A 20,577-nucleotide genomic window follows, 5' to 3' on the forward strand; every position below is an offset into this window, starting at 1 on the left:
GGTGGAGGACTTCACGCAGGCCCAGCTCATGCGCCGGTCGCGGGCTGCTGGTGGACTGCGCGGTATCGCGAAGCTGGAGCGCGAGCGGCCCGCTGCCAAGCACACGTACCTGCTGAAAGGGCTAGTGCGCTGTGACATCTGCGCTCGGAGGATGCAGGGTGCGGTGATTCGTAAGGGCATCTACTACCGGTGCATCGCTCGGACGATGGCGCCGGGGTCGCCGGTGCTGGCCGATCATCCGAAGACGGTGAACCTTCGCGAGGACGTCGTGATCCCACCGCTCAATGCCTGGTTGTGCCAGGTCTTCGACCCGGACAACCGCGACGAGACCGTGGCCGCGATGGTCGGAGCCCAGCCGGGTGGGTCGGGAACGGGACGCGAGACCGTTGAGAAACGGTTGAAGGACGCAGAGGCGCGGTTGCGGCGGCATCAGGCGGCGATCGAGGCCGGCGTGGATCCGGCGGCGCTCGTGGACGCTATGAACCTTGCTCAGGCGGAGCGCCAGGCGGCACGAGAGGAGTTGGAGAACCTGCCTGAGTCCGCCACGATCGACGCGGCGGAGGTGTACGCCATGCTGGACTCGCTGGGTGTCGAGCGAGCACTGAACTCGCGGAACCCGGACCGCATCACACAGGTCTACCGGGATCTCGGGCTGCAAGTGCTCTACGACAACAAAAAAGAGGCGGTCGTAGTGACCGCCTCTCCACGTGTGGATAACGTGTGTGTCCGAGGGGGGACTTGAACCCCCACGTCCGTTAAGGACACTAGCACCTCAAGCTAGCGCGTCTGCCATTCCGCCACTCGGACTTGCTGATGTGAGAAGAGTATACGTCCCCTGAGAGCCCTCGATCAGGGGGGTACGTATCGTCACCGTGACTCACATTGAGATGATGTCCGGTTACCGTCTGACAGCGACCGCGAGCGACTTTCGTGCGCAAGTCGCAGGTCAGAGACCGGTCCCGGGTTCTCCGGGACCGGTTCGAGGTGGCGGGGACTGGAAACAGAACGTCGAGCGCCCGCGCCAGTCCCCGACCTGCTAATTCAGGAAGTCGCCGCGGTAGTCCTCGGCCCACTCGGCATAGGTGCGGCCCGGCCGGCCGGTGATCCTTTCGATGGTGTCGGTGATCGGTGCCGGGCGGTCGAGGTGACGGGCCCAGTCGTCGAGCAGGACGTCGGCGGGCGCGTGCGGGCCCATGGCCGTTCGGGCTTGCTCCACGGGCAGCTCCTCGTACCGGAGCGGCCGGTCGAGTGCTTCGGCCAGGAGCGCGATCTGCTCCGCGTGGGTCAGGGATTGCGGGCCGGTGACCGGGTAGGTCCGACCGGCGTGGGCGTCGTCGGTGAGGGCCGCCACGGCGATGGCCGCGAAGTCGGCGGGGTGGATCGGAGCGCCGGCGGCCTGGGCGTACGGGCCTCGGACGACGTCGCCTGCCCGTACCTGCCCCGGCACGTCGAACGCCCACTGGATGGGGTTGGCGGCGGACAATTCCAGACGCAGCATCGCCCACTCCAGCCCGGAGTCGCGGAGCTGCTGCTCGATGTCGTGGTGGAAGGCGGCGACGGGGTGGGGCTGCTCGGCCGCGGTGTCGTCCACCGAGCCCGAGGACTGGAAGACGATGCGCCGCACGCCGGCTTCCTTCGCGGCGGCGAGGAACGCCGGTGCGAAGCCGGGTACGACGGCCAGCGGGAACACCGTTGACACGCCGCGCATCGCGATCGCCAGGGACTCGGGGTCGGCCAGGTCGCCGGCGACGACGTCGGTGGTGGCCGGGAGGCCGGTGTTCTCCGGGTCGCGGGTCAGGGCGCGCACCGGGTGGCCGGCGGCGGTGAGCTGGCCGACGATCTCACGGCCTACGGGGGCGGTGGCGGCGGTGACGAGGATCATGATGGTTCTCCTTCTGGTGACAGGGATCGGTGGGGGCTTGGCTCAGAGGCTGGAGAGGTCGATGGCGTCGGCCATCGCCTGCAAGCCGGCGTCGTTGGGGTGCAGCCGGTCGCCGGCGTCGAACTCGGCGCGCAGTGCGGCCGGGTCGGCGGGGTCGGCCAGGACGGCGGCGAAGTCCACCACCGCGTCGTATTCGCCGCCCGTGCGGATCCAGCGGTTGACCTCGCTGCGGATCTGTTCGCCGCGCGGGCTGTCCAGCATCGAACCCTTCATCGGGGTGACGGTGCCGCCGATGATCCTGACGCCGCGGTCGCGGGCGGCCCGGATCAGCTTCCGGTGCGCCTGGATCAGCTCGGCGCTGGTGACCTCCGGGTCGAAACCGATGTCGTTGAGCGCCTGGGTGACGACGACGCTGCGCACGCCCGGCTGGTCGAGGACGTCGCGGCGAAACCGCGACAGCGCGCTGTCACCGCAGCAGTCGGAATCATCGAGCACCCGGTTGCCCGCGATGCCCGCGTTGAGCACCGCCAGCGGCTTACGGGAGGCGACCAGCCGTTCGGCCAACTGGTCGGGATAGCGGTTGTCGGCGTTCTTGGTGGCGCTGACACCGTCGGTGATCGAGTCGCCGAACGTGACGACCGCGGACCGGGCCGGACCGCCTGCGATGTCCACCCCGGACAGGTAGTACCAGGAGTGGCTCTCGGCGGAGTACGCCCTTCCGGTGGCGTCGAACCGGTGGTCGCCCTTCGCACGGAATGTCGTCGCGGTCGCCGCCTCGTGAAAGGTCGCCGGTCCGGTCGGCACGGCGAAGTACAGCGTGACCGCCAACCGGTCCAGCGCGGCCGTGGGCAGCAGTGTCGCGTCGCTGACCGCCTCCGAGCCGACCGGGACCACTGTGGACTGCGAGCGGTCGAACCGCAGTGGACGAACTGTGCTCGGCTGGATCGACGCGCCGTCGCCCGCCTTGGCGACCGTGGCGCCCGCCAGGCGCAGCGGCGACGTTCCGTAGCGGTTGGACAACCGGATACGCAACTGCGTGCCACCCCGGCTGATCCGTACTACTTGGCGGACCGACTCGCCGGCGAACCCGTCGAGCGACCAGTTCGCGCCCTGCCAGGTCGCGCCCATGGGGCGCTGCATCGAGGTGGTCCAGGTGCCGGTCCATCGGTCGGCGGGGGCCGCGGCGGCGGATGGTGCGATGAGGGCCCCGGCGACGCCGGCGGCTGCGAGGACGAGGCTCAATCCCTTGGTTTCCATGCCGACAAATCTCGTTCAAGCACCCCCTCGGCCACATCAGGAGAACTGTCCTCATCGGCCGACCGGACTCTTTACGCGTCCGCCGCCACCTCTTTAGGTCGCCCCGGGTGGTGGCATCATGGCGTCAGTGAACGTGCATGGGGGCGGGTCGGCCCTCGTCGGACGCGACGCCGAACTGGCCGCGTTGGGCGAGGTTTACGAGGTTGCTGTCGCAGAGGGGGCGGCCGTCGCGATCGTGGCGGGCGAGGCGGGCATCGGGAAATCCCGGCTGGTCGCCGAGTTCACCGACCGGCTCGATCCCGTCGCCCGGACGGTGCGCGGCGAGTGCCTCGAACTCGGCGCGGACAGCCTGCCGTTCGCGCCGTTCACCACGGTGGTGCGGCGGCTGCGCCGCGAACTCGGTGGCGACGCGATCCGGGACCTACTGCCCGCCGGCGGGCTGAGCCTGGCGCGCTGGTTGCCCGAACTGGGCGAGCCGCCGGCCGACCAGGATCCGGCGCAGGGCAGGTCGAGGCTGTTCGACGAGGTGCTGACGCTGCTGGAAGGCGCCGCCGCACGGCACGCGCTGGTGGTCGTGCTCGAAGACCTGCATTGGGCCGATTCCGGCACCCGGGACCTGCTCGCGTACCTGGTGCGCAACCTGGAACAGCCGGGCCTGCTGCTGGTCGGCACCTACCGGTCGGGCGAGGTCGGCGGGGCCGACTTGCGTCCGCTGGTGCTCGACATCGCCCGCAGGCCCCGGGGCCTGCAGTTCGAGCTGGGCCCGCTGGACCGGTCGCAGGTCGGCACGCAGTTGGCCGGGCTGCTCGGTCACGAGCCCGACCGCGCGCTGGTGGCACGCGTGCACGAGCGCAGCGACGGCAACCCGCTGTTCGTGGAGGCGCTGGCCGCCGACCCGGCGAACATCACCCCGTCCTCGCTGCGGGACCTGCTCACCGCGGCGACCGCGCGGCTGCCCGAGACCGGACGGTCGGTGCTGCGCGCGGCGGCGGTCGTGGGTCACGAGGTCGGGCACGAACTGCTCGCGCTGGCCTGCCGGCTGCCTGACGAGGAGCTGGAACCGGCGCTGCGCGCGCTCGTCGACCGGCGGTTGATGGTGGTGCGCGAGGACGGGTACGCCTTTCATCATGCGTTGCTCCGCGACGTCGTGTACGGCGACCTGCTGCCCGGCGAGCGGCGCAGGCTGCACGTCCGCTGCGCCCAAGCGATCCACGACAACCCCGCGCTGGTGCCCGAGGGGCGGGGCGCCGTCGAGCTGGCCGCGCACTGGAACGCCGCGGGCGATCACGCGCGGACCCTGGAAGCGTCCTGGCGGGCGGCGGGCGACGCGGGCCGCGCCTACGCCTACGAACAGCAGCTCCGGCTGCTCGACCGGGTTCTCGACCGCTGGGACACGGTTCCCGACCCCGCCGCCCGCCTGGGTGTGTCCCGGGCCGTCGTGCTGGACCACGCCGCGAGGGCATGCGTCAACACCGGGGACTTCGAACGGGGCGTCACGTTGGCGAGCAGGGCGTTGGACGAAGCCGACCCCGCGACCGACCCGCAGCGGCCCGCCCGCGTACTGGCCACCCGCGGTCTGCTCAACCGCCGCGCGGGCCGGGACGGTGACGCGGACCTCCGCGCCGCCCTGGCCACGATGCCCGCTGACGCGCCGCCCGAGCTGCGTGGCCAGACGCTGGCCATGCTCGCGGTCACCGTGGGGCTGCGTGACCCCGACGAGGGCGGGCGCTACGCCGGGGAGGCACTGGACATCGGCCGCGCTCACGGGCTGCCCGTCGTCCAGGCCACCGCGCTGATCGCGTCCGCCAGGGTCGCGGCGGCGACGGGTGAGGAGGATCGAGCGCTCGCCCTGTTCCGGGAAGCCGCCACGATCGCGGAGGTCACCTCCGACCACTACAACGCGCTCACCGCCCTGCTCGGACAGGCGTACCTGCTCATGGGCGCCGGCGACTACGGCTCGGCCGCCGTCGTCGCGGCGAAGGGGCGGGCGACGGCCCATCGTGTGGGACAGGCCCGGTCGCGAGGCGCGGCCCTCACCGGCGTCCTGGCCCAGGCGCTCTGGCTGCTCGGCCAGTGGTCGCAGGCACGAGAGGTCGTCGAAGACGCGTTGACCGACGACCCGCCGACCATGACGACCGCGGTGCTGACCACCCTGTTGGGCGAGATGCTGCTGGCCCAGGGCGACCTGAACGCGGCGGCGGAGGTCGCGGCCGGTTCGCCCGGGCAGGGGACGCCAGTGTTCGCCGTCGCGTTCCGGTGCCGGCTCGCGGTCGCCCAGCGTGACCTCGAAGCGGCTGACCGGCTTTTGGCCGACGCCCTGGACGACCCGGGGCTGCTCGGCCCTCTCGGCGACCCGTGGACGCTCCTGCGCGCGGGCACCCGGGTGCGGCGGGCTCTGCTCGACACGGCAGGCCCCGACCGGCAGCGGCGCGAACTGGTCGAGCGGCGCACCGAACAGCTCCAGGAGCTGGCGGCGCGTGTGACCGCTGACCGCCCGGTGCCGTCGGCGCACCTGGCCGCGTTCCACGCCGAGATCGCGCAGAACGATTCGCGGCTGTGGGCCGCCGCGGTGGCGGCGTGGCGTGGCCGGTCCCAGCCCTACGAACTCGCCCAGGCGCTGTTCGGCATGGCCGAGTCGGCACTGTCAGCGGGCGACCGCGCTGCCGCGCAGGACCCGCTGCGGGAAGCCGCGGCCCTCGCCGACGACCTCGGCGCCGGACACCTCCGTCGCGAGATCGACCTGCTCGCGGCCCGCGGCCGCGTCGATCTCGCCTCGTCCGAACCCCCACCCACACCACCGCCCGCGGATCCGTTCGGCCTGACCGCCCGGGAACTGGACGTGCTCCGTCTGCTGGCCGATGGGCTGACCAACAGCCAGATCGCCGCGTCACTGTTCATCTCCGCCAGCACAGCGGGCGTACACGTCTCCCGGATCCTGGCCAAACTCGGTGCCGGTCGCCGCACGGAGGCCGCCGCCATCGCCCACCGCGCCGGTCTGCTCCCCCGGCTCGACCATTGACCGCCGGAAAGGAAACGACCGGACCAGCCGTTTGTTTCGCCTTCAACACCGGGGTGTTCACCAGCGCGACATTCGCCAGGAATCCGTCGTCGCGCGGACGCTTCAGCTGATGAAGCCCGCCGACTTGAGCCAGTCGCGGGCGACCGTGGCGGGCTTCTGGCCATCGACGCTGACCTTCTTGTTCAGGTCCGTGAGCGTCGCGGTGTCGAGTTTCGCGGCGATCGGCGTGAAGACCTGCTCCAGCTGCGGGTATTTCCGGGCGAGCGGAGTGGCGATCGCGATCGCGGGGTTGTACGTCGGGAAGAAATGCTTGTCGTCCTCGAGCACGGTGAGCCGCTGCCCGGCCACACGCCCGTCGGTGGAGGCGACCGAACCGAAGCCGCACGGTTCCCCCTTCCCGACGCTCGGGTAGACGACGGCGTCGTTGAGCAGGTGCATCTGCGGGTCGGGCAGGGTGAACCCGTAGGCCTTCGCCAGGCCGGGGAACCCGTCGTCCCGGCTCTTGAACTCGGGGCCCATACAGGTCGAGGCCGCGGCCGGGTCCCGCTTCACCAGGGCCGCGTAGTCGGACAGCGTCTTCACGCCGGTCCGGGCCACTGTCTCCGGGTTTCCGGCGAGGGCGTAGGTGTCGTTGGCCGGTGAGCGCGCCCACCAGGTGACACCGTTGGCGATGTCGGCCTGTTTGACCGCGTCGTACTGCGCCTGTGGGTCGCTGATCGGCTTGGTCTGGTTGAGGTAGCTGATCCAGGCGGTGCCGGTGTACTCCCAGTACAGGTCGACCGCGCCGCCGGTGAGCGCCTGGCGGACGTTGCTCGAACCGGTGATGTTGGTCTTGTCCTCCGGGCTCGCCCCGGCCGCCTGCAATGCGACGAGGGCGATCTGGCCGAGCAGCAGCTGCTCGTCGAACTCCTTGGAGCTGACTCGGATCCGGGCGCCGTTCAGCGCGTCGATCTTCTTGATGGAGCCCGCCCCCACCTGGGCGCCGGTTTCGTCCTTGCCGATCGTGCAGCCGACCGAGAGCGCCGCTGCCATGACGAGCGCGAGCACCGCGGCGGTCGTGCGCTGAAGCATCCGCATGGGTTGGTCCTCCTTGAAGTCGGTCGGGCTACATTCCGCGCGGGTGCAGGATCTCCTCGGCGACAAGCCCCAGCCAGTCGATGAAGAGCGCAAGTGCGGCGACGATGATGCCGAAGGTCAGGCTGAGGATCGGCCGGTCCAGTCCGATCCCGGCGACGAGCCCGCCGCCGAGACCACCGCCGTCGATGAACGTCGCCAGCGTCGCGCTCGCTACGGTGAGTACCAGCGCGGTCCGGATCCCGGCGAGAATCACCGGGACGGCCAGCGGCAGTTCGATCCGCCACAGGATGGCCGTCTTGCCCATGCCCATACCTCGCGCGGCGTCGACGAGGCTCGGGTCGACGCCGTCGAGTCCGACGATCGTGTTGCGCAGCACCGGCAACGTCGCGTAGACGACGAGCGCCGTCACCGCGGTCGCGGTGCCCGTGCCCATCCAGAGCGCGAGCAGCACGACCAGCCCGATCGACGGGATCGCCTGGCCGAGGTTGCCCAGCCCCAACCCGATGGGCCGGGCCCAGCGGGCACCGGCGCGAGTGAGCAGGATGCCGAGCGGGAGGGCGATCGCGATGGTGCACGCCGTCGAGATCCCCGTGAGCCGCAGATGCGCGCCCAGTTCGGTGAAGATCTCGCCGGCGTTGAGGAAACGCTGTTCGATCGAGTCGAGCGGCTGCGCGCGCACGATCAGGAAGAGCGCCAGCAACCCGAGCGTCAACAGAACCGGGCGTATCAGCAGCCCGAGCCGACGCCGGCCGGGCCGCGCGCGCACCGTGGTGTCCGGCCGAGGCGCCTCCGCCACATCAGGGATCACAGGTGCCTTGTCGGTGGGCCGGAGGGCCGCGACCAGGCCGGCCACGTCGCATACCCCCAGCGGCCGCGCGGCGCTGTCCTCGGTGACCACGACCGCGGTGCTGCCGGTCCGCACCATCACATCCAGCACGTCCCGCAGGGTGGCGTCGGACCGGACGGCGGGCCGGCCGTCCGGCCCTTCTTCCTGCCGGAGCTCCAGATCACCCACTCGGATCAGTGCGAGCCGCCTGAGGTTCCGCTTCGGCCCGATGAAGCTCGCGACGTAATCGTCCGCGGGCGCGGCGAGGATCGCCTGGGGCGTGTCGTACTGCGCGATAACCGATCGTGGCCGCAGCACGGCGATCCGGTCGCCGACCTTCAGCGCCTCGTCGAAGTCGTGCGTGACGAACACGATCGTCTTGCGCACTTCCCGTTGCAGGCGAAGGAATTCGTCCTGCAACCGGGCACGCGTGATCGGGTCGGTGGAGCCGAACGGCTCGTCCATCAGCATGACCGGTGGGTCCGCGGCCATCGCCCGCGCAACGCCGGCGCGCTGCTGCTGACCGCCGGAAAGCTCACGCGGGTAACGGATTCCTTGCTCGCGGGTCAGGCCGACGACGTCGAGCAGCTCGCGCACACGGTCGGCGATACGTCGCCGGGTCCAGCCGAGCAGCCGCGGCACCACGCCGATGTTGGCGTCCACTCGCAGATGCGGGAAGAGCCCGATCTGCTGGATGACGTAGCCGGTGTTGCGCCGGTGTTCGTCGAGATCGAGCGCCGAGACGTCGGTGCCGCCGATCGTGACGGTGCCCGAGGTGGGCTCGACGAGCCGGTTGATCATCCGCATGGTCGTCGTCTTCCCGCACCCCGACGGGCCGGTCAGCACGACGATCTCGCCCGCGGGGATGCGCATCGTCAGGTTTTCGACCGCCGGTACCGCTCGTCCGGGGTAGTGCTTGCCGACGCTCCGCAGCTCGATCGTCTCGCCGCCCCTTCCGGTCGCTCCCCCGGTCGTCGCCGGAGCCACCGCTCGGCCGGCACGGGGGCGTCGCCGTGTGGTCAGCTTGCCGACCACCACGAAGGCCAGGTCGAACAGCAGCGCCAGCACCATGATCCCGAGCGTTCCGGTGAGCACCTGGTTCAGGGAGTTGACCGAGCCGAACCGGCCGAGCCCGTCGAAGATCTGGTTGCCGAGGCCGGGGCCCTTGACATACGCGCCGATGGCCGCGATACCGATCGTGATCTGCGTCGAGACCCGGATGCCGGAAAGGATCACCGGCCAGGCTAGGGGCAGCCGCACGCGAAACAGCAACCGCACGCGGCCGAACCCCATCCCCCGCGCCGCGTCCACCACGGCCGGATCGACGCCACGCAGCCCGACGATCGTGTTGCGCGTGATCGGCAAAAGCGCGTAGAGCACCAGCGCGCACAGGACATTCGTCAGCCCCAGTCCGAACGGGCCGATCAGGATGCCCAGCAACGCGATCGACGGAACGGTCAGGAACGCCGCCGTCGTCGTGGTCGCCATCGCGCCGAGCCACCGCCGCCGGTAGGTGAGCAGGCCGATCGTCATGCCGACCAGCACGGCCAGCGCCATCGCCGCCAGAGTGAGATCCACGTGCAGGATCGCGTCGTTCACGACGTCGATCCAGTTCTCCCGGAGGTACTCCGACAGGCTCAGGGCGCTGCTCCTCGACGTCGCAGGGCGGAAAATCTCCGACCGCTCAAGGGACGGCCGGGTCTCAGCCCAACATGTCCGGAGGGTTTCTGTCCACAGCTCGACCTAAAAGATCCGGTGCGAGCCGTCGAAGAACGCCGGGTTCGCGATGGCGTCGCCGCGGGTATCCGCCGGTCACGGCCCGGATCGACCTGCGACGGACACGTGATGGCCCTCCCGCGGGAAGGGCCATCACGCCTAGGAGGAGCTTCACAACCCGGTCGTCAAGAACCGGACCCCGGATAGCTGTCCCGCACGGCGAAGGTCACTTCGCCCACCAATGCGCGGGCGGCGTCCAGCGCGTTGTGAAGCGTGTCGATGTCGCATTCCGTTCCGCGCTGCCGAAGTTCGATCAACGACACGGCACAGGTGAGGGCACTGTCGACCGCGGCCATCAGCGGATCACCGGACATCCGCAACCTGCCCCTGGCCCGTTCGACAGCGTCGACGGCACGCCCCACCTCGCTGCCGGTTTCGACGAAGTTCTCCTGCCACAGCGCCGATTCTTCTTGTTGTACGGCCACACCGTCACACTCCCACCAAGGCCATGACTCCGAGTCCCAGCAAGATCACGCCCACCACCGAATCCAACGATCGTTTGACCCGCGGCCGGTTCAGGAACGGGTGGAGACTTCCGGCCGCGAACGCGAACCCGAACAACCACAGGGCGCTCACCGTGACGTAGATGGCGAAGAGCACGAGTTCCGCGCCCAGGGCCGACGCGGCCGAGCCCGGGAGGAACTGCGGAAGAATCGACAGGTAGAACAAGCCGATCTTCGGGTTCAGGCAATTCATGAGCAGTCCGCGTAGGAAGAATCCAGTGCTCACGCGATCTTCGTGTTTCGGCGCGGACGCGGCCGCCGTCACCGCGGACCGCAAGGCCGTGATCCCGAGCCAGATCAGGTAGGCTGCGCCGATCACGGTCACGATCCGGAAGGCCACGCTGCCGTTGGCCAGCAGCGCGGCCAGCCCCGCGACCGAAGCGACGCCCCACAGGACGATGCCGAGCAGAACGCCGCCGGCGGTACGCACCGCCGCCGGACGTCCGGCGGCGGCACTCGTCTGGAGCAGCAACGCCTGGTCCGGCCCCGGCACGATGACGATGACCGCGGCCGCGGCGGTGAAAGCGAGCAAAGTAGCTGTCGTCAAGCGGTCCCCCCGCGTTGTTCACTCACGAGTTGTTCATCGGGCGTCGCGGTAGATCCACTGCAGGATCGCGACCGCGCTGCCGTACTTCATCCGCGCCTGTTCCCAGGCGATCGAGCGGTCCCCGTCGAGCACCGATCCCTTGACCTCGTCACCGCGGTGCGCGGGCAGGTCGTGCATGAATACCGCCTTCGGCCACCGGGCCATGACTTCGTCGTCCACGTGGAACGGACGGAAGTCCTCCCGCCAGTCCGCACTCGGCTTGGCCGTTCCCGTGGTCTGCCACCGAGTCGTGTAGACGACGTCGGCGGTGATGTCGACAGCGTCGAGGTCGTGGGTCTCGAGGAAACGGGATCCCGAGGCCGCGCCCTTTTCCTGCAACGAGCCGAGCAGCGCGGCGTCGAGCCCATAGCCCTTCGGCGTGGCGAAAACCACTGTGACGCCACGATAAGTGCTCAGGATCTTTCCCAGCGCTACGGCCGTGTTGTTCCCTTCGCCGACATACAGCACCGACAGGCCGTCCACGTAGCCGAAGTGCCGGAGCATCGCCGCCGCGTCACAGACGCCTTGAGTCGGATGCTCCTGCGCCGCCATCGCGTTCACGACCGGCAAACCACTGCTGTGGGCCACCAGTCGCATATCCTCCAGCGGGCCCGCGGTACGCATCACCAGACCGTCGAGCATCGCGCCGAACATCCGGCCGGTGTCGTGCAGGGACTCACCGGTGTTGAGCTGGAGATCGCCGGGGCCGTACGGGATGACCGAGGCCCCGAGCCGTAACGCGGCCGAGGTGAACGCTGTCCGCGTGCGCGTCGAGGTCTTGGCGAAGTAGACGCCGAGAACCTTGCCGGAGAGCTGTTGCGCCAACGGTTCCGGCCGATCGAGCACACCGGCGGAACGCTCGACGATTCCGTGCAGTTCCTCGGTGCCGACGTCATCGAGAGAAAGAAAACCGACCATGCTGTGCACCCCCGTCAGATCAAGACCAGCGAATTGTCGACGACCCGCGTCGAGCACACCTCGGGGAATTCCCGGTCCGCCCTCGACGTGAGTTCCTTCGCGCGGCGCCAGCCCGGCGAATAGATCGTGTCCTCGTAGCGATCGCCGCCGTCGGGACAGACGACGACCACGTGCTCGGCGCCGAGACCCTCGCCGATCCACCGCAGGGCACCGGCGACCGCGGCGCCCGAACTGCCGCCGACCCGGACGCCCAGTTCGCTCGCGACCCAGTCGCACGCGGCCACCGCCTCGGCCGCGGTCACCTTCACGTTCAGGCAATCCCGCCCGTCGACGAAGGACGAGGTCCGGCTCGCGCCGATCCCGTTGAGGCAGCGGGACGCCGGCGGGCCGCCGAGCGCCACCGAGCCCACCTCGTCCACCGCGACGCAACGCCAGGGCAAGCTGTTGCGCTTGACGTAGTCGGTGAACCCGCGCACCGTCCCCCCGGTCGACACGCCGAGGAAGACGTCGAGTTCTCCGTGCGGGACCGCGGAAGCGATCTCCGGAGCGGTTCCCTCGGAATGCGCGCGGGGATTGGCCGGGTTCTCGTACTGGTTCGGCCACACGAGCAGATCTTCGGCCGCCATCCGGTCACGGATGTAGGCCAGCCGGGAAAGCAGGTAGCCGCCCGTCTCGTCCGGATTCGTCACTTCCACGATCTTCGCGTCCGCGCTCCGCATCTGCCGCACGAGCTTGCGCGACGTCCGCGGGTCGACGACCGCGGTGAACTCCACCCCGCAGATCTGGGAGTACCTGGCCAGCGCGACACCGAGATTCCCGGACGTCGACTCGATGATCCCGCCGCAGAGCACCCCCGACTCGAAGATCGAGGAGAGCAGGGAGTACGCCACTCTGTCCTTGATGGACCCGAACGGGTTCTCCTGTTCCAGTTTCAGCCAGAGATTCGTCGTTCTGCCGCGATATCTCGTCACGGCGTTCAGCATCGGGGTCCTCCCCGGCACCGGGCCGTGCAGTTCAGTCGGCAACGTCTTCCCCTCCCCCTTGTCCCAGTTCACTGGTCACGTCCGGTTCGACCGATCTCCATGGGTCACGCCCCTGGCCCAGATATGGCTGCCGTCGCAGAACGGCTTCTGCAGTGAACGTCCGCAACGGCAGAGCGCGATGGTCTTTCGCTGCGGATCTATCGGCTCGTCGGTCTGACTGCGCAGGTCGTAGTCGCCGCGGATGATGACCGGCCCGTCCTCGCACACCACGACCGTGGCCGGAGCGGGCTTCCGCACCGCGGCCCCGTTCCGATCCGATTCCTGTGCGTCCATCAGCCCGCCGCCGACGTCGCGACACGGAGAGAGGACTCCCCGCGTTCCCAGGCGGACAGCAGGTACTCGTTGGCCCGTGCGCCCAGTTCGGCCGTCACGACGGCGCCGAAGACCATGTCGGACAGTTCACGCGGGTGGTCCCGCACGAACTTGCCGCACATGTCGTAGGCGGCGAGCTGCTCGTGGACGGCGTCGGCCACGATGTGCTCCTGGAAGAACAACCACGAATCGTCCGACCCGTTCAACCGCTGCAGACCGTTCCGGAAATTGCGATTGACGTAATGCGAGCCGATTTCCGTCATCGCGAGGTTTCCGAGCAGCGCTCCCCGGTGACGACCGTAGGTCCCGAAATAGGATATCACGTTGACGTTCGCGAGCGAACAAGCCGGAACGTCCTCGAAATACGCGCCGAATTCGGTGTGCATACCGAGCTCGGCGAGGGTCAGCTCGAACAACTGGGAATGCAGGCGACCCGGAATTCCGCCACCGTACTCGTCGGCCTGGATCTCCACCAGGGCAGGTTTACCGCCGCCGCGCACCCGCGGGATGACGAGGCTGTGGTGGTCCGCCTCCATGAGGCTGTAGACGGACCGGTGCATGAGGAACTCCTGGAACTGCCCCATCGTGGCGTCCTGCCTGAGGTACCGCGAAAGAGACCGCCCCGGGCTCGGTTTCCCGAGTTCCATCAGGAACCCGGGTAGCTTCTCGACGTCCACTGCCGGAAGCGGGCCGGCGGTTTCCCGTAGTTCGCGGGCGAAGCGGGTTTCGAGCCGCTTGCGAAGCTCGACCAGCGAGGAATCCCATTCCCAGGTCTGCGCCGCTTCGCCGAAAAGGCAGTACTGGGGGCCGTAGCACAAGAACAAACTCAGCTGCAGGTCCTCGTCGGAAATGGCGTCCACCTCGGTCGCCGAAATGGCTCCCAGGACTGACTCGTCGCCGTCCTCCGGAGGACGCTGGAAGAGACCGACGAGGATTTCGCTCACCGGACCGCGATGGTTGGGCAACCGCACTTGAACTCCCTGAATCGATGGCGGTGGAACTTCCGGATCACACGAGCTCCAGCGCCTGCCCGATGTCCGCGCCGCTCGCCCGGCGCAGGACCGCGCCGAACAGCGCCACATCGAGAATGCCGAGCCCGAAAGGATTCACGACGACGTAGCCGGTGTCCGGCCGCTCCGCGACGGTGTCGCCGGCGAGCAGTTCACCGAGCGTCGCGGTGATCGAGGGCCGGTCTTCCCGCATCTTCGCCGCGATTCGCCCCTCGTTGACCAGACGCCCCAAGGGACGCCGGGGGTTTTCGACGATCAGCTGGACGTCGTCCACGAAGAGGGCGGACGCACCGGTCAGGACCTCGTCGGTCAGATCGCCGAGCGAGACGTTGACCAGGAGCGACCCGGGCCGCACCCACTCCGGCTGGACGTACCCCTCGGCGACGGTGGTCAGGAACAACGCTGTTTCCGCCTCGGCCATCGCCTCTGCCGGTGTGGCCGCAACGGAGAACGAAACCCCCGGATGCCGTGCGGCGAGTTCGACGGCGAGGCTTTTCGCCACCGGCCCGCGCACGTCGCACAGGGTGATCCGGCTCAGCTCCGGGCATCGCGTGAGGAGCAGGGCAAGATGCACCCGTGCCTGAGTCCCGCACCCGACGACGGCCAGCGAGCGCGTCGCCCGGTACCCGGCGGCTTCGACGGCGATCGCGGTGACGGCGGCCGTCCGCACGGCGCTGAGCACGCCGACCTCCATCACCGCGGTAACCCTGGCGGTCCGCGCGTCGAAGCAAAGTCCGAGCCCACCGGCCCTTTCCAGGCCGAACTCCGGATTCGACACGCTGGCGTTGATGATCTTCATGCCGTAGGCGCCCTCGGCGCCGTTTTCGAGCACCGCACCCGGCATGCCGATCGAGCGGCTGTAGGCGCCGTGCCGGTTGGTCCAGGACAGATACGCCTCGCTCGGCAGGATCGTCCGGCCGAAGTGATGACTCAGCAGCGCGTCCTTGACCTCGGCCACGACGTCGATCCCGGCCAGGCACTCGACGACGTCGGCCCGGCTGAGGAACCGCACCGATTCCGGGGCGGGCTTCGCGAGGACGTCGGCGAGCCACGGGTTTTCCATCTTTCCTCCCGGAGGTCTGGTCACGAGTTCCACTGCTCCCGGTACCACTGCGCGAGGCTCAGCACGGTTTCCAGCGGGTTGCGCCGGAGCTGGGTGTCGAAGTGACCGTCCGGCCTGCTCAGCAACTCGCGCAGCGCACCCGCGTCGACGATGTCCAGCGCCGGCGAACGGTTCTCCGCGAGGAGGGTGCCGACGCGCCGTCGCAGATCCTGTTCGTACCGGGTGTCGGCGGTGGTCGGATATGGGCTCTTTTTCCTGTTAAGGACCGAGTCGGGCAGCAGACCGGCAGCCGCGCCGCGGAGCACGCTCTTTTCCCTGCCGTCGTTGGTCTTGATCTTCCACGGGATGTTGTGCACGTACTCGACCAGCCGGTGATCGCAGAAGGGCACCCGTACTTCGAGTCCGGCGGCCATGCTGAGCCGGTCCTTGCGATCCAGCAGCACCGGCAGCCAGCGCGTGAGGTGCAGGTGACCGAACTCGCGCATCCGCCGGTCCTCGGCGTCTTCTCCCGGCAGGTACTCGACCTCGCCGATCGCCTGCCGGTAGCGGTCGGCCCGGTACTCGCCGAACCGCGTGTGCTCGCGGAACTCGGTGGTCAGCATGTGCTCGGGGACGAACTGCATGGTGCTGAGCCAGGGAAAGTCCGCCGTGGCGACGACGTCGGGATCGTGGAACCAGTTGTAGCCACCGAACACCTCGTCCGCGGATTCACCGGACAGCGCGACGGTCGACTGCTCACGGATGGCAGAGAAGAGCAGATACAGCGAGGTGTCGACGTCGCCGAAGGTGAGCGGGAGGTCGTGCGCACCGAGTACCGCGTCCCGGTTCCCGTCCTGGGTAAGGGCTTCGTCCGGCAGCTCGATGGTCCGATGTGCCGTGCCGAGATGTCCGGCGACCTGGAGGGCGTACGGATTGTCCCGCTCGGGCCGGAAGGCACTGGCACGGAAGTGTTCGGCGCTGTCGACGAAGTCGACCGAGAACGACCGGACCGGGCCTTCGCCCGCCTCGTCGAGGACGGCCGTGGCGATGGCGGTCAACGCGCTCGAATCCAGGCCACCGGAAAGCAGGGTGCACAGCGGAACGTCGGTGATCAACTGCCTGCGCACGATGTCGACGAGCAGTTCGCGGACGTGGGCGGCCGTGTCCGGGATGTCCTGCTCGTGCGGAGCGGACGGCAGCTTCCAGTACCGGGACAGCCTGTTGCCGTTGCCGTCGACGGTGAGGACGTGCCCCGGTGGCACCTCGTAGAGGTCGTGGAACGGGGTCACGCCGGGAGTCTTGACCAGGCCCAGCAGATCGGCGAGCCCCTGGTGATCGAGCCGGGCGGTGAACTCCGGATGGGCAAGCACCGCCTTCGGTTCGGACCCGAACAACACCGCGTCGCCGGACCTGGCGTAGTAGAGGGGTTTGATGCCCAGCCGGTCACGGACCAGGAGCAGCCTCCGCACGCGCGGATCCCACAGTGCGAAGGCGAACATCCCGTTGAGGCGTTCGACGAAGCTCTCGCCCCATTCCAGATAGGCGTTGAGCACCACCTCGGTGTCGCCGTGGGTGCGGAAGACGTGGCCGCGTGAGGCCAGTTCCGTCCTCAGTTCACGGAAGTTGTAGACCTCGCCGCTGTAGCAGAGCACGGCGTGCGGATCCTCGGGCGCACCCGCGACCATCGGCTGCACACCGCGGCGCACGTCGAGGATGGCCAGCCTGCGGTGACCGAGTCCCACATACCGGTCCGACCACAGCCGTTCGTCGTCCGGCCCGCGGCGGGCCAGCATGCGGGTCATGCGTTCGAGATCCGCTTCTTTCCACTCGTTGGGACGGCTGAGATCGATCCAGCCGGCGATTCCGCACATGACGCTCCCTGTCTTAGAGGCATGCTGGGTCTGCTCGATTCCTCGTACGCCGCCATGACGAGTCGTTCACCCTCGCGACACGTGCTATTGGCTCGGCGCGACGGGGTGGACGAAAGAGGGTGTTTGACCGACCAGGTCGGCGATATAGTGCAGACGAACGCACGACGACAACTGCCGGTAATTCATCTGGTCGAGGACTGTACTCAGCGCCCAACAGGGCCCGTACCGCCACCAGAGTGACGTCGGCGGCGATGGGGACAAAGGTCGCGTTGTCTCACCGGACAACTTGCGTGAAGTTGGTGTTTAGTGCTAAACTTCGTCGGCGTTCTAATCGCCATGGGGACACAAGGGGATCATCGACTGCGTTATTTCCTGGGGAGGAATTGTCCTTGATCATCAACGGCAGTGATCGGTTGCGCCTGGTGCAGCACGCAGGCGACGAGATCCGCGACCGGCAGCGGAGCCTGCCCGACAAAGGCTTCTACCTGCGAAAACTATCCGAGACCTGGCAGCGGGCCGGACGGACCGAGGCCTACGCCGGCCTCCCGGAGTACTCTTTTGCCCGATTCGAGAAGCTCGGCACCACCAGCAAGTATCGCCTCAAGAAAACCCCTTATGAATTCCTGGCAGCCCCGATCGACGCGGCGGCCAAGTATTATGAAACCACCGGCACAACCGGACTTCCGACGCCGACCCCTCGGTTGCCGGAGGACATAATCTGGAACACCGTTTCGGTGGCCGAAGCCTGGCGTGATCTGTTGCCGGAAAATGAACGCGTATTGATTATGCTGCCGTCGGACATCGTTCCGGTGGCAGACCTTATCGTCGGTGTCTGCGAGTACCTCGGGCGCCCCCACACACGGGCCTATCCGTTCGCCACCGGGATCTCCGACTGGGACCGGTTGATCGGTCTGTGCCGGTCCTTCCGGCCGACCACCGTTTTCGCCGCGCCCGGGGTGGCGTTGCAGTTCAGCAGACTGGTCAAACAACGCGGACTATTGGCGGAACTGAGCGCCGACGTGAATCGGATGATGCTGCTCGGCGAAGTCAGCACCGCGCCGTTCCGCACCCGCCTCGGCCGGTGGTGGAACGCCTCCGCGCTGGACGCGAGCTACGGCAGCACGGAGACCGGCACCCTGGCCGCCGGCTGCGCCAGGGACCGCCTGCACCTGCTGACCGCCACCAACTACTTCGAACTCGCCGACGACGACGGCACGGTCCGCCCGCTGCCGGAATCCGGCGCCGGACGGCTCGTGGTCACCCCGCTCAACCTGCATGCCCGGTGCGTGCTGCGCCTGGACACCGGAGACGACGTGCGCTTGGGCGCCCGGTGCGACTGCGGTGACCGCGCCCCGGTGATCGAAGTGGTCGGACGCGGTTCCGACGCCGTGGCCGTGCGCGGTGCGAAGCTCACCGTGCGCGCGGTCGAAGAGGTGGTCTACGGCGAGACAGAGGCGACCGGCTATCTGATGGAGACCGACGCGCCCGGGGCGTTCGCCCGCTTGATCCTGGAACGGGACGTGCACTGGGATCGGGCGGGGGAAGCCACGATGGCCGACCGCCTCCAGCATTCGTCCCGGGAGGTGCTCGGCCTGGAATGGGACGAGGTGCTCTTCGTCAACCAGCTGCCCGCGAGCACCAAGAGCGGCGCGTCGCAGAAGAGCTGGAAGCGATCCAACTTCCGGGTCGTGGGAGCCGGCGGATGACCGCGCGCCTCGCTCCCCACGCGCCGAAGGGGATCGCCGTCACCACCGGTGAAGCCGACCTGTGGTGCACCTACGCCGCGGTCCGCACGGCCGCTTGGCTGGGCCGGACCGGCGAGCTGCCCGGTCGCGCGGCCACGATCGACTACCTGAGCAGCCGGCGCAACACCGATGGCGGGTACGCCTGGAGCAAGGGCATGGCCTCCGACGCGTGGGCGACGTTCTACTGCACCCAGGCGATGGCCGAACTCGGCGCCGAGATCCCCAAGCTCGACGCGACGCGGGGCTGGCTGCGCGAGACCTGGTCAGGTGACGCGTACGCGATGCTGCCCGGCCAGGCTCCCGACGTCTGGGCCACGCATTTCTCGGTGCGCAGCGTGGTCGAACTGTGCGGGGACGCCCCGCCGGACCTCGATCGGCTGGTGAGCTGGCTTCGCGCCCTGCAGGCGCCGGACGGTGGCCTCGGCTGGTCGCCGGAGCACGGCGGTGATTCCGACGTCCGCGCCTGCTTCTACGGGGTGATGTCCTGGCGGGCGCTGCGGACCGTGGAACCGGAGCTGGCGCTTCCCTGGGACGGTCCCGCGCTCGTGCGCTGGCTGCGGGAACAGCAACAGGCCGAAGGCGGTTTCCGGTTCGGTCCGTCGGCGGACATCCCGTGCCTGTGGGCCACCTATCGGGCGACAGCCGCGCTGGAAGCGCTGGGAGCGGCCCCGGCGGAGAAACAGTCTTGCCTCGACTGGGTGCTGGACCGCCGGACGGCCGACGGCGCGTTCGTCCGCTGGGCCGGTTACGACGTGGCCGACGTCTGGGCTTCGTTCTGCGCGATCGGCTCGGTGCGGTCGCTGGGCGCGGACACCGGCCCTCACGCCGGTCCCGTGCTGCGCAGGCTGCACGAGCTCTCCTGCCCCGCCGGCGGTTTCACCTACCGCGAACCCGATCAGGCCGGGGACGCGCTGAGCACCGCGGCGACCGCTTTGGCGACGGCGGCCGACGACCCGCGGCAGGAGCAGTGGCGCACCTGGCTCGCCGGATGCCGTCTGCCGAACGAGGGCGGGGTCATGTACATGCCCGCCCGGGGCAGCGAAGTGCGGTGCACCCTGTGGGCGCTCGCCGCGGGGGCGGCCGACGCCGACCCCACCGCGCCGGCCGGAATCGCGGACTGGCTGGCGGATCTGCAGAACCCGGACGGTGGCTTCGGCTACTGGGAAGGCCGGGGATCGGATCTGGTCTCCACCGCGGCGGCGGTGGAAGCGTTGCGGCTGCTCGGGATTCCGGTCTCGGAGGTGCTGGACACCGCACGCCTGGCGGAGTTCGTCCTGGGCTGCCGTGACGAACAGGGCCATCGGCACGTCCCGGGGGCGCCTCCCACGCTCAGGGCCGGGCTACAGGCGTTGCGGATCCGGGAACAACTGGGCCAGGCCTCGTCCGGCGAGCTGGCCGCTCTGCTCGAACGCCATCGGGTGTCCAGTGGCGGCTTCGCCAATGTCGGTTCGCGCATGCCGGACCTGCTGAGCACCTACGAAGCCGTGGTGACCGCGGACCGGCAGGGCATCTTCGTGGATTCCGCCCGGCTGACCGTCTTCCTCGACCGGCTCGTCCGGCCGGAGGGCATCGGGTGGACCCCGCTCGCGCCGACCGGTGGCGGCGTGCTGGCCGACTGCCTCGGCTCACTGCTCCGCGAACGGATCGAGGGGCGCCGGGCGGACCTGCCCGCGCTCACCCTGTCCTGAAGGAAAATCCTTCCATTCTGGG

At 69.1% G+C, this 20,577-nt stretch carries 16 protein-coding genes and 1 tRNA gene; 4 read left to right on the top strand and 13 right to left on the bottom strand.

Annotated elements, in window-relative coordinates; all coding sequences use genetic code 11:
- Position 1: 1 nt before the first annotated feature.
- On the top strand, positions 2-742 hold the full coding sequence (locus tag DMC61_RS21545) for a zinc ribbon domain-containing protein (RefSeq protein WP_233594909.1): 741 nt from the start codon (positions 2-4) through the stop codon (positions 740-742).
- On the opposite strand, the gene DMC61_RS21550 is transcribed toward DMC61_RS21545, so the two are convergent.
- The 3 genes from DMC61_RS21550 to DMC61_RS21560 form a co-directional block, all read right to left on the bottom strand.
- Positions 724-807, bottom strand: a tRNA-Leu gene (locus tag DMC61_RS21550). The genes DMC61_RS21545 and DMC61_RS21550 overlap by 19 nt on opposite strands.
- Before the next feature lie 229 nt (positions 808-1,036).
- Complete coding sequence (locus tag DMC61_RS21555) at positions 1,037-1,882, bottom strand: NAD(P)H-binding protein (RefSeq protein ID WP_125690822.1); 846 nt, start codon at positions 1,880-1,882, stop codon at positions 1,037-1,039.
- 42 nt (positions 1,883-1,924) lie between these two features.
- On the bottom strand, positions 1,925-3,139 hold the full coding sequence (locus DMC61_RS21560) for an SGNH/GDSL hydrolase family protein (protein WP_125690823.1): 1,215 nt from the start codon (positions 3,137-3,139) through the stop codon (positions 1,925-1,927).
- Positions 3,140-3,257: 118 nt separating this feature from the next.
- Here DMC61_RS21560 and DMC61_RS21565 point away from each other — a divergent pair, with 118 nt between their 5' ends.
- Positions 3,258-6,158, top strand: a complete 2,901-nt coding sequence (locus DMC61_RS21565) for a helix-turn-helix transcriptional regulator (RefSeq protein WP_125690824.1) — start codon at positions 3,258-3,260, stop codon at positions 6,156-6,158.
- Positions 6,159-6,260: 102 nt separating this feature from the next.
- On the opposite strand, the gene DMC61_RS21570 is transcribed toward DMC61_RS21565, so the two are convergent.
- From DMC61_RS21570 to asnB, 10 genes are all read right to left on the bottom strand, one after another.
- Entirely contained in the window at positions 6,261-7,235 is a 975-nt protein-coding gene (locus tag DMC61_RS21570) for a glycine betaine ABC transporter substrate-binding protein (protein ID WP_125690825.1), read from the bottom strand.
- A gap of 28 nt (positions 7,236-7,263) precedes the next feature.
- Positions 7,264-9,660 carry an ABC transporter permease subunit gene (locus DMC61_RS42135; protein ID WP_125690826.1) on the bottom strand — a complete coding sequence of 799 codons (2,397 nt, stop codon included), beginning with the start codon at positions 9,658-9,660 and terminating at the stop codon, positions 7,264-7,266.
- Between the two features lie 302 nt (positions 9,661-9,962).
- The gene (locus DMC61_RS21580) at positions 9,963-10,262 is read right to left on the bottom strand and encodes a hypothetical protein (protein WP_125690827.1); all 300 of its coding nucleotides are present in this window, start codon (positions 10,260-10,262) and stop codon (positions 9,963-9,965) included.
- 4 nt (positions 10,263-10,266) lie between these two features.
- Complete coding sequence (locus tag DMC61_RS21585) at positions 10,267-10,887, bottom strand: LysE family translocator (protein ID WP_233594888.1); 621 nt, start codon at positions 10,885-10,887, stop codon at positions 10,267-10,269.
- 33 nt (positions 10,888-10,920) lie between these two features.
- Positions 10,921-11,844, bottom strand: a complete 924-nt coding sequence (locus DMC61_RS21590; RefSeq protein ID WP_125690828.1) for an ornithine carbamoyltransferase — start codon at positions 11,842-11,844, stop codon at positions 10,921-10,923.
- A gap of 14 nt (positions 11,845-11,858) precedes the next feature.
- Positions 11,859-12,899 (bottom strand): pyridoxal-phosphate dependent enzyme, encoded by a 1,041-nt coding sequence (locus DMC61_RS21595; protein WP_370456422.1) that lies wholly within the window; start codon positions 12,897-12,899, stop codon positions 11,859-11,861.
- A 3-nt stretch (positions 12,900-12,902) separates the two neighbouring features.
- On the bottom strand, positions 12,903-13,160 hold the full coding sequence (locus tag DMC61_RS21600) for a CDGSH iron-sulfur domain-containing protein (RefSeq protein WP_125690830.1): 258 nt from the start codon (positions 13,158-13,160) through the stop codon (positions 12,903-12,905).
- Positions 13,160-14,170: an iron-containing redox enzyme family protein gene (locus tag DMC61_RS21605; RefSeq protein ID WP_158634124.1), complete on the bottom strand. Its 1,011-nt coding sequence runs from the start codon at positions 14,168-14,170 to the stop codon at positions 13,160-13,162. The genes DMC61_RS21600 and DMC61_RS21605 overlap by 1 nt, the downstream gene beginning before the upstream one ends.
- Positions 14,171-14,207: 37 nt before the next feature.
- A complete protein-coding gene (locus DMC61_RS21610; RefSeq protein WP_125690832.1) occupies positions 14,208-15,272 on the bottom strand; it encodes an ornithine cyclodeaminase in 1,065 nt (354 codons plus the stop codon).
- A gap of 20 nt (positions 15,273-15,292) precedes the next feature.
- On the bottom strand, positions 15,293-17,122 hold the full coding sequence (asnB, locus tag DMC61_RS21615; RefSeq protein ID WP_125690833.1) for an asparagine synthase (glutamine-hydrolyzing): 1,830 nt from the start codon (positions 17,120-17,122) through the stop codon (positions 15,293-15,295).
- 236 nt (positions 17,123-17,358) lie between these two features.
- Here asnB and DMC61_RS21620 point away from each other — a divergent pair, with 236 nt between their 5' ends.
- Complete coding sequence (locus DMC61_RS21620) at positions 17,359-18,828, top strand: phenylacetate--CoA ligase family protein (protein ID WP_233594889.1); 1,470 nt, start codon at positions 17,359-17,361, stop codon at positions 18,826-18,828.
- On the top strand, positions 18,825-20,555 hold the full coding sequence (locus DMC61_RS21625) for a prenyltransferase/squalene oxidase repeat-containing protein (protein WP_125690834.1): 1,731 nt from the start codon (positions 18,825-18,827) through the stop codon (positions 20,553-20,555). The genes DMC61_RS21620 and DMC61_RS21625 overlap by 4 nt, the downstream gene beginning before the upstream one ends.
- Positions 20,556-20,577 lie beyond the last annotated feature (22 nt).

Source organism: Amycolatopsis sp. WAC 04169 (genome assembly GCF_003947535.1).
GTDB classification, from domain to species: Bacteria; Actinomycetota; Actinomycetes; order Mycobacteriales; family Pseudonocardiaceae; genus Amycolatopsis; species Amycolatopsis keratiniphila.

Bases quoted from the DNA above. Each gene is read 5' to 3' on its own strand.
- DMC61_RS21555 (WP_125690822.1), bottom strand. From the start codon at position 1,882: ATGATCCTCGTCACCGCCGCCACCGCCCCCGTAGGCCGTGAGATCGTC.
- DMC61_RS21560 (WP_125690823.1), bottom strand. From the start codon at position 3,139: ATGGAAACCAAGGGATTGAGCCTCGTCCTCGCAGCCGCCGGCGTCGCC.
- DMC61_RS21565 (WP_125690824.1), top strand. From the start codon at position 3,258: ATGGCGTCAGTGAACGTGCATGGGGGCGGGTCGGCCCTCGTCGGACGC.
- DMC61_RS21570 (WP_125690825.1), bottom strand. From the start codon at position 7,235: ATGCGGATGCTTCAGCGCACGACCGCCGCGGTGCTCGCGCTCGTCATG.
- DMC61_RS21590 (WP_125690828.1), bottom strand. From the start codon at position 11,844: ATGGTCGGTTTTCTTTCTCTCGATGACGTCGGCACCGAGGAACTGCAC.
- DMC61_RS21600 (WP_125690830.1), bottom strand. From the start codon at position 13,160: ATGGACGCACAGGAATCGGATCGGAACGGGGCCGCGGTGCGGAAGCCC.
- DMC61_RS21610 (WP_125690832.1), bottom strand. From the start codon at position 15,272: ATGGAAAACCCGTGGCTCGCCGACGTCCTCGCGAAGCCCGCCCCGGAA.
- asnB (WP_125690833.1), bottom strand. From the start codon at position 17,122: ATGTGCGGAATCGCCGGCTGGATCGATCTCAGCCGTCCCAACGAGTGG.
- DMC61_RS21625 (WP_125690834.1), top strand. From the start codon at position 18,825: ATGACCGCGCGCCTCGCTCCCCACGCGCCGAAGGGGATCGCCGTCACC.